Raw genomic sequence first — 13,775 nt, forward strand, 5'->3', positions numbered from 1 at the left:
GCGCCGCGCACCGCGCAGGTCAGCGGTTCGTCGGCGACGTGCACGTCGAGGCCGGTTTCCTCACTCAAGCGCCGCCCCAGATTGCGGAGCAGCGCGCCTCCCCCGGTCAGCACGATGCCCTTGTACGCGATGTCCGTGATGAGTTCGGCGGGGGCCAATTCGAGCCCTCGCTTCACCGCGCCGATCACCTGGCTCAGCGGCGCTTCGATCGCCTCCGAAATATCGCGATTGCTCAACTGCACCGTGCGCGGCAGCCCGTCGTCGACGCCGCGGCCGGTTGCGTTGATCTGCTCGAGCGGCACGTCGTGCACGGCCGAGGCAAGGGCTTTCTTCACGTGCTCGGCGGTTTGCTCGCCGAGTAGCACGCCGTACAGATTGCGCACGTAGCTGATGATCGCCGCGTCGAAATTGTCCCCGCCGACCCGCACCGAGCCACTGTACGCGGTGCCGCCCAGCGCGATCACGCCGACTTCGGTGGTGCCGCCGCCGATGTCGACCACCATCGAGCCGGTCGCATCGCGCACCGGCAACCCCGCGCCGAGCGCGGCCGCCAGCGATTCGCCGATCAGGCTGACCTTCCACGCGCCAGCCGCTTCGGCCGCTTCACGGATCGCGCGGCGCTCGACGTGGGTCGCCGCGGCCGGCACGCACAGCGTGAAAGCCGCGCGCCGGCTGAACAGCGAGCGCGGCCGCGCCATGTCGACGAATTGCTTGATCATGTGTTCGGCGGCGGAGAAGTTGGCAATGACGCCGTGGCGCATCGGCCGCACCGTTTCGAGATTGCGCGGCGCGCGGCCTAGCAGCTGGCGCGCCTCGGCGCCGATCGCGGCGATCCGTTTCGCCCCGCTCGCGGGCTGCGTCTCGAAGCACACGACGGACGGCTGGTTCAGCACGACACCGCCGTCGTCGGTATAGATAAGGGTGTTGGCCGTGCCGAGATCCACCGCCACGGAGTGGCGGAACAATCGCTCAAAGAGCGGGTAATGCGGCGTCGGTCTGGCCATATGCAGGCTCTGATGTGTCGTTATCCGCCTTCTTGGGCGGTCTGGAAATGCGCCCCCGGGTCCCCGAAGCCGCGCGACACGCCCGCTGGGCGTTGCGCTTCCCGCGCGGCGGGGGTGATTTTCAAGCTATTGCCCGTATGACGGCAAGCTCATCAGAATCTTTAGGCCCGCTTTCTATCGGAGTTGTGTCAATCGCGCGACAGCTTGCCCACTGCGCGTTCCAGCGCGTCACGGCCGAGCGCGACGCCGTCGGCAGTAATCGTGTGGCCGACGCCGGGCAGCATGTAGGCGTCGACCTGATAGCCGGCGGCGCTGAAAGCGTCGGCCGCGAATTCGAGTTCGCGCACCGGGATCACCTCGTCGTCCTCGCCGTGGACCAGCGTGAGCGGCGTCGCGCGGTTCGACGACACGATCGGCGAAGCGAGCCGCCCCGAATACGCGACGACGCCCGCCGCCCCCTCCGCGCTCGACGCGACGTGATGCAGCGCCATGATCGAGCCTTGCGAAAAGCCGACTAGCGCAAGCCGATCGAAAGACAGCTGCCAATGCGCGAGCTCGGCATCGAGCACGCGGCGCAGCGCCGGATAGGCGGCGACGACGCGCGCCTCACGGTTCGCCCCGTCGACGTCGCGCAGGCTGAACCACTGGCGGCCGCCGAAGCCGCCGTCGAACGGGTCGGTGCCGTCGAGCGACACGAAGGCCGTGCCGGGCAGGTGCTCGCTCCAGATGTCGGCGAGCGGCATCAGATCGCGCGCGTTGCTGCCGACGCCGTGCATCAGCACGACGAGGCTCGTCGCGGGCGCGTTGTGCGGTGCCGTGTCCGGCGCGCGCCGCCAGCCGTGTTCGAATTGCTGCCAGCTCATGGTGGTGTCTTTTTTCCGTGGTTTAGTGTTTCTGGCCTTGGTGGCTCAGCCTTAGCCGCGAGCATACGCTGCGTGCCCCGTTCGCGTCGCCGGGAGCCGCATCGGCCGCGGCTGTGGCCGACGTCGGCGGGCGAATGCGGGTATGCTTTTGCGCATCGATGGACCCGCCGCCGTGGCGCGCGGTCCGAGGCAAAACATCCGGAGAACACCGTTTGAGCCAGCCCAACGCCACGCCTGATTCCGCGTCGCCGCCGCCTCAGCCCCCCGTGCCACCACCGCCGCCCGCGCCTCTCGAAGGCGGCCGGCTGGTTCTCGCGACGATCGCGGTCGCGCTCGCCACCTTCATGAATGTGCTGGACACGTCGATCGCGAACGTCGCGATTCCGACCATTTCAGGCAACCTCGGCGTCTCGGTCGACGAGGGCACGTGGGTGATCACCGTGTTCGCGGCCTCCAACGCAGTGGCGATTCCGCTGACCGGATGGCTCACGCAGCGCATCGGCCAGGTGAAGCTGTTCGTCGGCGCGATCCTGTCGTTCACGCTTGCGTCATGGCTGTGCGGCGTCGCGCCGACGCTGCCGATCCTGCTGCTCGCGCGGGTATTCCAGGGCGCCGTGGCCGGCCCGCTGATTCCGTTGTCGCAAGCGATCCTGCTCGGCTCGTATCCGAAAGAGAAATCGTCGACCGCGCTGGCGCTGTGGGCGATGACCGCCACCGTCGGCCCGATCGCGGGTCCGGCGCTCGGCGGCTGGATCACCGATAGTTACAGCTGGTCGTGGATCTTCTACATCAACATCCCGGTGGGCCTGTTCGCGGGCGGCGTCACGTGGATGATCTACCGCACCCGCGAATCGCCGACACGCAAACCGCCGATCGACGTGGTCGGCCTCGGCCTGCTGATCACGTGGGTCGCATCGCTGCAGATCATGCTCGACAAGGGCAAGGACCTCGACTGGTTCTCGTCGCCGGTGATCTCGATTCTCGGCCTCGTCGCGCTGATCAGCTTTGCGTTTTTCCTCGTATGGGAACTGACCGAGGAGCACCCGATCGTCGACTTGCGGCTCTTTCAGCAGCGCAATTTTCTCGGCGGCACGATCGCGATTTCGATCGCATACGGGGTGTTTTTCGGCAACCTGGTGCTGCTGCCGCAATGGATGCAGGAGTATCTGAACTATCGCTCGATCGACGCCGGTCTCGTCACCGCGCCGCTCGGCATCTTCGCGATCATTCTCGCGCCGATACTCGGCCGCGTGCTGCCGCACTCGGACGCGCGCGTGATCTCGACGGTCGCTTTCGTCGGCTTCGCGATCGTGTTCTATATGCGCTCGAAGTACGTGATCGAGATCGACACGTGGCACCTCGTGCTGCCGACGCTGCTGCAAGGCATTCCGATGGCGCTGTTCTTCGTGCCGCTGACGGCGATCATCCTGTCCGGCCAGCCGCAGAGCCGGATTCCGGCGGCGGCGGGCCTGTCGAATTTCGTGCGCGTGTTCTGCGGCGCGGTGGGTACGTCGATCGCGGGTACCGCCTGGAACAACCGCACGATCCTGCATCACGTGCGGCTCACCGAGCAGGCCTCGGTCGACAACCCGTTGTTCGGGCAGCAGATCGACAACACGCAGTCGGTGCTGCATCTGAGTCCGCAATCGGCAAATGCGCTGTTCGACTTCACCGTGAATACGCAGGCCGCGATGATGGGCCTGAACGACATCTTCTTTGTATCGGCGATCATCTTCGTGCTGATCATTCCGCTGATCTGGATCACGCGGCCAGCCAAGGGCGGCGGCGGACCCGACGCGGCCGGCGCGCATTGACGCGGATTCGTCTTCGCGCAATGGCGACGCTCGCACGGTGACTGCGGAATGGCGTCAGCGGAAATAGCGCGCCGGCGTGTCGCCGAACGCATCGCGAAACACCGCGATAAACGACGACACGTCGTTATAGCCGACTTCGAGCGCCACCTGCGTGACGCTCTCACCGGCGCCGAGATGTTCGAGCGCCGCTAGCAGACGCAGCTGCTGGCGCCATTGACCGAAGGTCTGCCCCGTTTCCTTCGCGAACAGACGCGCAGCCGTGCGCGCGGTCACGCCGGCGGCCGCGGCGAGTTCCTCGAGCACCAGCGATTGCGCGGGATTCGCGCTGAGCGCCTCGGCGATGCGCTGCGCGCGCGGATCGCCCGGCCAGTTCAGGCCGAGCGGCGCGGCGGGCAAGCCGGCGACGCGATCCAGCAGCACCTGCAGCAGACGGCGGGCGGGTTCGTCGGGAGGATGATCGTGCGGCAGATCGGCCGCGGCGGCGAGCAGCGCCTGCACCAGCGTGTCCGGGATCAGCGCGCCGGTCTGCGTGGGCAGCGGCGCGCGATCGGCGGCGGGGTCCGCCGGGGCGTTCGTTGCGGAATCGGTCGCGACGTACAGCGAATACAACTGCACGGGCCGCCTCGCGCGCAGGCAGTGCAGCGTATTCGCGGCGATCCACAGCGCGCGGGCGGGCGGCACGACCCAACGGCCGGATTCCGTGCGCACCGTCAGCACGCCTTCGCTGACATGAATCAGACGCGCGCGCCGATCCGCGCACCACGGCTCGTCCAGCGTCGCATGGCGCTCGCCGACCACGAAGACCGCTTGCTCGATGCCGTCCGGATCGAAGGCTTCCGTCATGGTGTGTGCTCTGACGCGGGACGTCCGCGAAGGGAGCAAGATTAGCACGCGCGCGGGGCTCGGCTGCGGTGCGGTTTCACACGGTCCGGCAACCTTGAGCGCGGCCCCGCACGAGACCCGGCTTACCCTGCCCGCCTGACCAGCTCCTCCAGCACCGTCCGATACGAGGTCGTCCCGACCACCCGCTCATTGACTCCATCCTCGAAATCGATCCACCCCGAGTTGAAACCGTCGAGCATCTCGATCCGCGGCGCGGGCCACTCGGTGCCTTGTGCCTGAAACTGCGCTTGCCACTGCTCGCGCGGCACCGTCCGCGCTTCGACCGCGCGGCCGAGCAGGTCGCCGAGCAGCGCCGCGATCTCGCGCTGCGTATAGCGCCGCGGCCCCTCGATCTCGATCACGCGCCGCCCTTGCCACGACTGCGTGAGCGTGTGTGCAACGACGTGGCCGATATCCGCGGTCGCGACCATCGGAAACGCGCGTTCGAGCGGCTGCAGAAAGCTCGGCATCACACCGGATGTGCGGGCCGGCGCAATATCCCATAGCGAGTTCTCCATGAACCAGGCCGGCCGCAGGATCGCGGTCGGGATCGCCAGATCGGCTAGCGCCTGCTCGAGAATATGCACCTGCGTGATCAGGCCGAGCCCCGTTTCGCGCTGCCCGCCCACCGACGACAACGCCGCCACCCTCCCCGGCCGCGCCTTCGACAGCGCCTCCTTCAGCACCGCGGCCGCCGCATGCGCGTTCGGATAACCAGGCAGCGGCGCGAAGTTCGGCGCGATCATCACGAACACGCCGGCCGTGTCGCGAAACGCGGCGGTGAGCGCGTCGGCGTCGTCGAACGATGCGATCGCGACTTCGGCGCCGCGCTCGCGCCACGCTGCCGCCTTGCTTTCGTCGCGCAGCACGGCGCGCACCGCGTGTCCTGCGTCGAGTAACGCGCGCGCCGCCGCGCCGCCCACCTGTCCTGTCACACCGGTAATTGCAAACATGCTTTTCTCCTCAATGACGGCGGATGCCGTGATGGGGAGAATTCTCGGCGCGGCGCGGCGATTTCGCGAGAGCATGGATGTCATTTGTTTAGTGACTTGATGTCATCAAGTCACCCGTTCTGCGGCCGGACACAACACAGCAGAAGTGTTTGCGCCGGCCGCACGTCCGGTGGCTAGAATCTCGTCCTGCGCCAGCGCCGCGTAGCGTCCGCGGTGAAACAGCAGCGGCGCTTCTGCTACAGCCGGAATAGTGAGCCGCACCACCCGGCCCACCATAATCAGATGGTCTCCACCGTCGTATCGTTGACGCCGACGGTGGTCCGGTCGGTGTGACCGCAAGCAGCTTCAACACGGTTTCGTTGGAGCCGCCGCTGGCCGCATCTTCTACGGCGGCGCTCATGCTGGTTGCGCGAAGGAGTCGAGGAAGCGGTCCGCCTCGGCCGTGTCGAAATACCAGGGAGCAAGTGCCTTGGGATCATCGAAGGCGTTGGCAACGCGGGCCGCGATCTGCGGACTACTGCCGCACGCGGCGAAAATCTTCAGCAAATGGGCCGGCGGCGGCAACAGGTGCGTATTGGTGAACCGCGCCACCCATTGGGCGTACCTTAGTTGGCGAGGAAGTCCAGAACCATGCGGTTGAATTTATCCGCGTGCTCCCACTGCACCCAATGACCGCAACGGCCGAACAAGTGCATCTCCGCATTGGGCAGATTTGCCATCAGGCGCAGACCCGTGTCGAACGGCAGGAACCGATCGTCGCGGCCCCACATGAGCATCACAGGCGCCTTGACTTCCGCTAACCGCGATCCGAAGTCGTGGAATTGGCGAGGGTTAGCGGCCAGACTCTTAGTCCAGTTCTCCAGATGATCCTTGCGGGCAACCATCGCATCGACCCGCATTTGAAGCAGGTCATCCGTCAGTGCGGACGGATCGTAGACGAAGATACTCATCATGCGCTTGACATTCTCGAGCGTCGGCTCGCGATACACTTGATTCAACAGCTTGATGCCTTCGGTGGGCACCGGGCCAAACATCGAGGGGCCGCCAGTACCGCCTCCCATCATGACGATCTTACCGACTCGCTGCGGGGAATCCAGATAGAGAGCGGTGCACGTATGGGCACCCATCGAGTTACCAATCAGGTGGGCCTTTTCGATACTCAACGCATCGAGTACTTGACGCACAATCCGTGCGTTGAAATCGGCGCGCGACCCCTTGTCATTCACATAGGCATCACTCTTGCCGAACCCCGGCACGTCGATCAGCAGCACACGATATCCCGCCGCGACGACAGCATCGATATTGCGATGATAGTTTGCCCAGCCGCTGGCCCCGGGACCTGAACCGTGAAGCATCACTACCGGATAGCTCTCTTTCGCACCGACGTCGTTGTAGTGCACGTTGTAACTCAACCCGGTAGTCGCATCGCTGACGGTACAGAATTGACTCGTACTTTGTTCGGTATATGCGCTCATATGCATGCTCCTAAATTTCTCTTCAGTATCCAAGCTTGAAAATCGAAACCAACTTTGCCAGTTGCTGCGCCTCGTCTCGCAAGGCCTGACTCGCATCTGTCGATTCCTCGACCATAGCAGAGTTCCTCTGCACCTGTTCGTCCATATTCATGACCGCGCGATTGATTTGCTCAATACCCGCCGCTTGCTCATTCGTCGCCGCTGAAATCTCCGAAACGATTGATGACACCCGGCGCGTCGAATCAACGACGCCGCTCATCGTCAGCCCGGCCTCGTCAACCAGCCGCGCACCCGTGCTAACTTGAGCAACCGAGTCGTCGATCAATTCCTTGATCTCTTTCGCCGCCTGCGCCGAACGTTGAGCCAAGGTCCGAACCTCCGAAGCAACCACCGCAAATCCACGACCCTGCTCACCCGCCCGGGCAGCTTCCACGGCCGCATTCAGGGCCAGGATATTGGTTTGGAAAGCGATGCCATCGATCACGCCGATGATTTCGACAATTCGCTGCGAGGACTGATCGATCGAAGACATCGTTTCCACCACGCGCCCGACAGCTTCGCCGCATTTGCCTGCGACTTCCGAAGCCTCTTTCGCCAACTCATCAGCTTTCGTCGCGTTATCGGCAGTATTTTTGACGATGGAACTCAATTCCTCGATTGACGCCGCAGTTTCCTCCAGATTCGCGGCTTGCGACTCTGTACGACCCGACAATTCCCTGGTACCGGATGCGATTTTCCCGGATGCGTCGGCGATCGAATCGGATGACGTTCGCACATCACGGACAATCTTTGTCAGACTGTCGCTCATATCGCGAAGGCTGGCCAGCAATCGTGCCGTTTCTTCTTTCGATCTGGCGTCCATTCGATCATCTATCTCCGTCGTTTTTGATAGATCACCTTGGGCCACACTCAGCGCCATCGACACCGCTTTATTGATAGGATTTGAAATAGCCCGAATCAGCCAGATCCCGAATGCGATCGCCATGATCAATCCTCCGATCACGGCAGCCATAGAAAGCGCACGCACAATAACGTAGCGATTTTGCGCCTGTCTATACGCACTTTCTGTAGCCCGCATTTCATCAGCCATCAGCCCATCCAAACCGTCCTGAACCGGCTGGTATAGCGACTCCAACGGACCTTCAACGACGGCGGAAACTTTCTGCAGATCATGCTCTGCCATGGCCTGCATCGCAGGCTGGAGCGCTTCTTTGAAATATTGCCCAAAGGTAGGCCAGAAAGCGTCCGCTTTCTGCTTCGCTTCCGGCGATATATCAGCCGTGTATTCTTTCCATGCGGTATTTCCCGCGCTCAAATCGACCTTAAACTTCTCCAGCTTCGCATCGATTACAGCGGGATCGGTACTATATGTCGCACTGGCTACCGAATAGCGGAGGCGATTAAGCGACCGAATCATGAGGTCCAGACGATGCATTGCGGTCAGGTGTGTCTCATAGACTTCCCGCAACGAGTTATTCACTTCGCTGAGGCTGTACAGCCCAATACTCCCAACACATACCAGCAGAAAACTCAACACCCCCATCGCAACGATCAATCGTCTTTTAATTGTGATTTCTTTAAACATGGCCTATTTCTCTAAAGTGAACTAGTCTTCTGTCAACGCCGGTACCGCTGAGTTTCGATCCTGGCCGAGCCTGCTTCACTATCCATAACGCCTGCAAAAACAAAAGAAGTACCCGGAGAAAATCCCCGAGTACTTCTTCCTTGACTGCTTAACTCAGAAATTCACACGGTCATACCGCCATCAACGCTGAGCGTCGATCCCGTCACATAACTCGACTGGTCCGAAAGGAGGAAAAGAACCGCTTTGCCGACTTCTTGCGGTTGGCCGATCCGCCCCATCGGAATCATGCTGTCCAGAAGATGAACGTCCCCACCCGTGCTGCGCATATAGTTCGGGGTCTCCGTAGCACCAGGACACACTGCGTTGATGCGGATATTGGAATTCGCATATTCTTTCGCCACCGCCTTCGTGAGGCCCACAACTGCGTGTTTGGCGGCCACGTAGTGGGCAATGCCATTCATACCGCGGATGCCGAAGATCGAGGCATTGTTGAGGATCACGCCGCCCCCACAACGAAGCATAGCTTCAATCTGGAACTTCACGCCGTAGTACACGCCCTTAAAATTCAAGTCGATAACCCACTCAGCTTCTTCGATCGACGTTTCATGAATGGGGTGAAAGTCACCGTGACCGCCCGCGTTATTGAACGCAAAATCCAGCCGCCCGAAGCGTTCTTCCACATAGTTCACCAGCGATTGGTTGTCCTCGCGCTTCGAGACATCGCCAAGAAAAATTTCAGCTTGGCCACCCAATTGCTGGATTTCCTGACGCACCTGAGAAAGCTTGTCCGCCGTACGTCCGCAAAGAACGACCACAGCCCCCTCTTTCGCCAGTTCCAATGCAGCCGCGCGACCCATGCCCGAACCGCCACCCGTCACCAAACCGACCTTGTCCTTCATCAACATCACTTGCCCTCCCAGATTTATATAGTGCGTTTATGCCGCGATGGTTTCGGATTCTCCGGGCACCCGATCCTCGTGTGCCATATTGCGTCGAATGACCACCGCTTGCCCGCCATGAAGCTTGTCGTTGATCCACGCGGACAACGAAGAATCCATATAGTCGGCATGACCTGGAAACCAGTCGATCAGCGATTGGGCGAGCCGATGAACGGTGCTCAACCCCACCGCACCTACGATCGCCATTTGACGTACTCGTTGCACCGCTTCCAGCACTTCGTCGTGTTGATCTCGATGGCATTTGGAATAGGCTTCCGGGAACGCCGTCTTGTCCATCCACGAATGCTCCAGTTCGAAATGGGAAACCAGATGAGACTCCATCGCGGCAAGACATGCCAATGCCGTTTCCACCGTGGAGTTCCGCAATGCATTGACAACGGCCACGAACTCTTCATGCGAATCGTCCATCGGCCCGTGGCCCATTAGCATTGCATCATTCCATTCGAGCTTTTCCACGTGCCTGGCTTGACGCGGCGCGTGGCGATGTTCGTGGTGTGCAGGTGTTTGTCGAGTGTTCATCATTCAGTCTCCCACATCTCTCTACTACATCTCAGTTACGTTTGGTTCCAATCAACACGGAAGCCATCACCGCGGGTCGTGTGCTCTTATTACGCCACGCATGACGGGTTCCGTTTTGAATAACGATGTCCCCGGCCTTGAGATCGCGCTGCTCGCCGTCATCGAGTTCGAGCGTCAGTTCGCCGCTGAGGACGATGTCGTAGTCCACGGAGTCCGTGACATGGAAACCCGAACCATTCGGCTCAAAGCATTCGGCCAGACCAGGCAACACTGCCGCGTACTCGGCACCGGCCGCTGCTCCATCGAAATCGGCTGCGGACATCACGGCATCGGGCGGAAACTGCACGATCATAAAACGCGTGCCATTCAGTGCCGGCATGACCGTGACTTGCCCCTGAACTGGATCGCCGCCGGCATGGGGGAGCACGGTTTCGGGGCTCGTGGCCCAAATCTGCGTGGTCTTGAAACCACGAACGGCGGCAAATGCATGACCCGCTTCATCGCTATCCGATAGAACGACGGATTTGCCTTCAACCTGGCCGGTAACAACACGACGTACCATTTGAAATCCCCTGATTTGTTTCGAGAATTACTGTGTGATCACAACGTTGACGAAACCGCCAGCGCGCTTTTCCGCATCGAGCAGGGCTTCGTTGGCCTGATCCAGCGTGTACGTGTGATTTTCGAATGTCGACAGGTCGAGCGTACCTGCGTCGATCATGTTCACCATGTCCTGGCCTTCGCCGACCGTGAACCACAGAGAACCGATGATCGACAGCGCTGAACACATCATTTCATGCATGTTGATCGGCACTTCATTGATCTGCGCACCGATTTCCACCATGCGTCCGCCGCGACGCAGGCAACCGATTGCGTCCTTCGTCGTTTGCATATTGGTCGGGCTCGGCGCAATAGCATCAATCACCGAATCGACGCCCAAGCCGTCCGTCTGTTCCTTAGCCCAAGCCTGGAGGCTACCGGAGCCGTATGAGAAGGTCCAGATACGCTTCGGATCGATCGCCTTGACGCGGGCCAGCGTTTCTTCATTGCGAGCCACGACCAGAATTTTGGTCGCGCCCATCGCGCGTGCGATCAGCGTGGCACCCAGACCCAGCGTACCCGTGCCGCCGATAATCATCACGGTCTTGCCGCCAGCGACACCCGCCTTGCGCAGACCCGAATAGGCAGTACCCAGATAACCGAAGCGGGCGCCCGTTTCGAACGACACGTTCTCGCTGAGCTTCACGAGACCGTCAGCCGGTGCCGTCGCATATTCGCAGAGACCGCCAAACGGATATTGTTCGTAGATCTTCTTCGACTTCGGACCGAAGCCGAAATAGCCTTGGAACGTGAAGGCTTCGCAGAATGTGTTCTCGCCGGTACGGCATGCATGGCACGAACCACACGAGCGACCCGGGTTGATGTACACGCGGTCGCCGACCTTGAGGCCCGTTACAGCGGAACCCACTTCGGCAACGACACCCGCTGCGTCCAGCCCGTAGATTGCCGGCAGGTCGGGCACGGTCAGATACGACTTGTCACCGTAGTTGCTCATGACATTGCGCAGATTGGGCACGATACCGGAGGCCTTCAACTGCACGAGAACATCCGTGGGACGTCGAAGCGTCGGCTTGTCAATCGTGTCGATAACGAATTTACCGCTTGCGTCGTGAACGCGTGCTGCGCGCATCGTGGACATTGAACATCTCCTCCAGTGGATTGTTTTGGACATAGAAGGGGCTCACCTGGGCAAGCCCTTTCACACTACCCGATCAGAACGAGTGAATCAGACCTAGGTCGAATGCCGTTTGACGGCCGCCCGAAGACGCACCGGGCGTCATCAGAATCTGTGCGTTCATACCCGATGCCTGCTGCAACGCCAACGCCGAGTAGATGCTGGTGCGCTTGGACAGCGAATAGAGCACCGTCAGCGTTTCCTGATTCGCATGTGCGTTGTTGAGCACGCCATTGCCCTTCATGTACTGATATTCCAGGTGGGCGTGCAAAAACGGCGAGAACGTATAGGTCACGTCCGCTTCGTAGACGCCAATTTGTGCACCGTTCACAGTGTTCGCCGTATTGGTGTACAGAGCGCCAAGTTCGGTATTGCCAAGAACCCACGATGTACCGAAACCGAAGTTTCGGATATTGCTTTCCGGGGCGGTGGGAAAGTTCTTCGAATCGTAACTCTTGATGTACGTGTACGCGCCATTCAGCGATACGTTACCGATGTGGTAGTTCACACCGTAGCTCTGGCCCGAGTTCGTGCTGAACGAACCCGCGACACCGCCGAAGGCGTACTGCGCACCGAACGAGAGACCGGAGAACACCGGGCTCTGATACTTGATCGAGTTGGCGATGGGGGCGCCCAGCGAACGGTCGAAGTCGAACGAACCATTCATGAAACCGCGTCGATTGTCGAGACCGACAAAGCCGCCTTGGCGCAGGCTCATCGCGTTCACGAACGGGAATGCGGGACCCCAACGATCCGCGATCAGCGAGTCGAACATGAAGTCGATTTGATTGCCTGCTGTCAGCGTACCGTACTTGCTGTCGGAAACACCGACATAAGCTTGATGACCAAATAGACCATTGATGGCTGCACCGCTATTCAGGTCGATCTGACCTTCGAGCTTGAAGACCGCCTTCAGGCCACCACCAAGGTCCTCTCGGCCCGTGATACCCCAGAGGTTCGGAGCTTGCGCACCCGGATCGATTTTGAAAAGCTTATTGCCACCGACATTCGAGACGTACATGACCCCCGTGTCGAGAAGACCGTAGATATTCACGCTGGATTGCGCGTTTGCCGAATCGGCTGCGATTGCAGCGACCACGGCGCTAACGGCCAGCATACTAGTCTTGAGCTTCATCTTCTTCACTATCCCCAAAGTTTATATTTCGCCAAAGCCTCTCTGCTGTGGCAGAAAGGCTTAAACGGTCTCTTATCGTCGACTGCTGCGAATTGATAAATGAGCCGCAAATTTGAAACATTCAATAAAACGTGAATGTCCCGAATTTCGTGATCTTTAGTTCCCGCTTTTCAACAGATCCAAGGCCACATCCACGATCATGTCTTCCTGACCGCCCACCATGCGGCGCTTGCCCAGCTCGACCAGAATGTCGACGGTCTTCAGGCCGTACTTCTTCGCGGCCACTTCCGAATGACGCAGGAAGCTCGAATACACGCCCGCATAACCGAGCGCGAGCGTTTCGCGATCGACGCGCACCGGCCGGTCCTGCAGCGGACGCACGATGTCGTCGGCGGCGTCCATCAGCGCGTAGAGGTCGGTGCCGTGATTCCAGCCCATGCGCTCGGCCGCCGCGATGAACACTTCGAGCGGCGCATTGCCCGCGCCCGCGCCCATGCCCGCGAGCGATGCATCGATGCGATCGCAGCCTTCTTCCACCGCGACCATCGAATTTGCGACGCCGAGCGACAGGTTGTGGTGCGCGTGCATGCCCGTTTGCGTTTCGGGTTTCAGCACCGCCTTCACCGCGCGGAAGCGGTCGCGCACGTCGTTCATCGTCAGCGCGCCGCCTGAGTCGACCACATAGATGCAGGTCGCGCCGTAGCTCTCCATCTTCTTCGCTTCGATGGCGAGGTTCTCCGGCGTGGTCATGTGGCTCATCATCAGGAAGCCGACGGTGTCCATGCCGAGTTCGCGCGCGTATTCGATGTGCTGCTTCGAAATGTCCGCTTCCGTGCAGTGCGTCGCCACGC

The 13,775-nt window shown here is 61.0% G+C and carries 14 protein-coding genes; 1 reads left to right on the forward strand and 13 read right to left on the reverse strand.

The genetic code is table 11. The features are described 5' to 3' along the window. Together mreB and GCT19_RS38715 are read right to left on the reverse strand one after the other, a co-directional pair. A partial coding sequence (mreB, locus tag GCT19_RS38710; protein WP_152854860.1) for a rod shape-determining protein occupies positions 1–1,004 on the reverse strand: 1,004 nt, incomplete at its 3' end. Positions 1,005–1,192: 188 nt separating this feature from the next. Then, the gene (locus GCT19_RS38715; protein ID WP_152854861.1) at positions 1,193–1,867 is read right to left on the reverse strand and encodes an alpha/beta hydrolase; all 675 of its coding nucleotides are present in this window, start codon (positions 1,865–1,867) and stop codon (positions 1,193–1,195) included. Between the two features lie 212 nt (positions 1,868–2,079). Between GCT19_RS38715 and GCT19_RS38720 the strand changes: the two genes are divergently transcribed. Next, the gene (locus GCT19_RS38720; RefSeq protein ID WP_152854862.1) at positions 2,080–3,681 is read left to right on the forward strand and encodes a DHA2 family efflux MFS transporter permease subunit; all 1,602 of its coding nucleotides are present in this window, start codon (positions 2,080–2,082) and stop codon (positions 3,679–3,681) included. A 54-nt stretch (positions 3,682–3,735) separates the two neighbouring features. Here GCT19_RS38720 and GCT19_RS38725 read toward each other — a convergent pair whose 3' ends face one another. The 11 genes from GCT19_RS38725 to mhpE form a co-directional block, all read right to left on the reverse strand. Then, on the reverse strand, positions 3,736–4,524 hold the full coding sequence (locus tag GCT19_RS38725; RefSeq protein ID WP_018436583.1) for an AraC family transcriptional regulator: 789 nt from the start codon (positions 4,522–4,524) through the stop codon (positions 3,736–3,738). A 122-nt stretch (positions 4,525–4,646) separates the two neighbouring features. Continuing rightward, positions 4,647–5,516, reverse strand: a complete 870-nt coding sequence (locus GCT19_RS38730; protein ID WP_152854863.1) for an NmrA family NAD(P)-binding protein — start codon at positions 5,514–5,516, stop codon at positions 4,647–4,649. A gap of 396 nt (positions 5,517–5,912) precedes the next feature. After that, on the reverse strand, positions 5,913–6,107 hold the full coding sequence (locus GCT19_RS38745) for a hypothetical protein (RefSeq protein ID WP_221309633.1): 195 nt from the start codon (positions 6,105–6,107) through the stop codon (positions 5,913–5,915). 14 nt (positions 6,108–6,121) lie between these two features. Further along, complete coding sequence (locus GCT19_RS38750; RefSeq protein WP_152854865.1) at positions 6,122–6,991, reverse strand: alpha/beta fold hydrolase; 870 nt, start codon at positions 6,989–6,991, stop codon at positions 6,122–6,124. A 22-nt stretch (positions 6,992–7,013) separates the two neighbouring features. Beyond that, a complete protein-coding gene (locus GCT19_RS38755) occupies positions 7,014–8,576 on the reverse strand; it encodes a methyl-accepting chemotaxis protein (protein ID WP_026228925.1) in 1,563 nt (520 codons plus the stop codon). A gap of 161 nt (positions 8,577–8,737) precedes the next feature. Then, entirely contained in the window at positions 8,738–9,481 is a 744-nt protein-coding gene (locus tag GCT19_RS38760) for an SDR family NAD(P)-dependent oxidoreductase (protein ID WP_018436587.1), read from the reverse strand. A gap of 30 nt (positions 9,482–9,511) precedes the next feature. After that, positions 9,512–10,057, reverse strand: coding sequence for a bacteriohemerythrin (locus GCT19_RS38765; RefSeq protein ID WP_026228926.1), 546 nt, complete (start codon positions 10,055–10,057; stop codon positions 9,512–9,514). 28 nt (positions 10,058–10,085) lie between these two features. After that, on the reverse strand, positions 10,086–10,616 hold the full coding sequence (locus tag GCT19_RS38770) for a cupin domain-containing protein (protein ID WP_018436589.1): 531 nt from the start codon (positions 10,614–10,616) through the stop codon (positions 10,086–10,088). Positions 10,617–10,643: 27 nt separating this feature from the next. Then, positions 10,644–11,753 (reverse strand): alcohol dehydrogenase catalytic domain-containing protein, encoded by a 1,110-nt coding sequence (locus GCT19_RS38775; RefSeq protein WP_018436590.1) that lies wholly within the window; start codon positions 11,751–11,753, stop codon positions 10,644–10,646. Positions 11,754–11,826: 73 nt separating this feature from the next. Further along, the gene (locus GCT19_RS38780; protein ID WP_026228927.1) at positions 11,827–12,924 is read right to left on the reverse strand and encodes a porin; all 1,098 of its coding nucleotides are present in this window, start codon (positions 12,922–12,924) and stop codon (positions 11,827–11,829) included. A 156-nt stretch (positions 12,925–13,080) separates the two neighbouring features. Further along, positions 13,081–13,775, reverse strand: a 695-nt coding sequence (gene mhpE / locus GCT19_RS38785) for a 4-hydroxy-2-oxovalerate aldolase (protein WP_152854866.1), incomplete at its 5' end; no start/stop codon positions are given.

The organism is Paraburkholderia atlantica, assembly GCF_009362785.1.
In the GTDB taxonomy this organism is placed as follows: Bacteria; Pseudomonadota; Gammaproteobacteria; order Burkholderiales; family Burkholderiaceae; genus Paraburkholderia; species Paraburkholderia atlantica.

What these genes read in the sequence shown, in the direction of transcription:
- GCT19_RS38715 (WP_152854861.1), bottom strand. Translation starts at nt 1,867, where the DNA reads ATGAGCTGGCAGCAATTCGAACACGGCTGGCGGCGCGCGCCGGACACG.
- GCT19_RS38725 (WP_018436583.1), bottom strand. Translation starts at nt 4,524, where the DNA reads ATGACGGAAGCCTTCGATCCGGACGGCATCGAGCAAGCGGTCTTCGTG.
- GCT19_RS38730 (WP_152854863.1), bottom strand. Translation starts at nt 5,516, where the DNA reads ATGTTTGCAATTACCGGTGTGACAGGACAGGTGGGCGGCGCGGCGGCG.
- GCT19_RS38750 (WP_152854865.1), bottom strand. Translation starts at nt 6,991, where the DNA reads ATGAGCGCATATACCGAACAAAGTACGAGTCAATTCTGTACCGTCAGC.
- GCT19_RS38755 (WP_026228925.1), bottom strand. Translation starts at nt 8,576, where the DNA reads ATGTTTAAAGAAATCACAATTAAAAGACGATTGATCGTTGCGATGGGG.
- GCT19_RS38760 (WP_018436587.1), bottom strand. Translation starts at nt 9,481, where the DNA reads ATGTTGATGAAGGACAAGGTCGGTTTGGTGACGGGTGGCGGTTCGGGC.
- GCT19_RS38765 (WP_026228926.1), bottom strand. Translation starts at nt 10,057, where the DNA reads ATGATGAACACTCGACAAACACCTGCACACCACGAACATCGCCACGCG.
- GCT19_RS38770 (WP_018436589.1), bottom strand. Translation starts at nt 10,616, where the DNA reads ATGGTACGTCGTGTTGTTACCGGCCAGGTTGAAGGCAAATCCGTCGTT.
- GCT19_RS38775 (WP_018436590.1), bottom strand. Translation starts at nt 11,753, where the DNA reads ATGTCCACGATGCGCGCAGCACGCGTTCACGACGCAAGCGGTAAATTC.
- GCT19_RS38780 (WP_026228927.1), bottom strand. Translation starts at nt 12,924, where the DNA reads ATGAAGCTCAAGACTAGTATGCTGGCCGTTAGCGCCGTGGTCGCTGCA.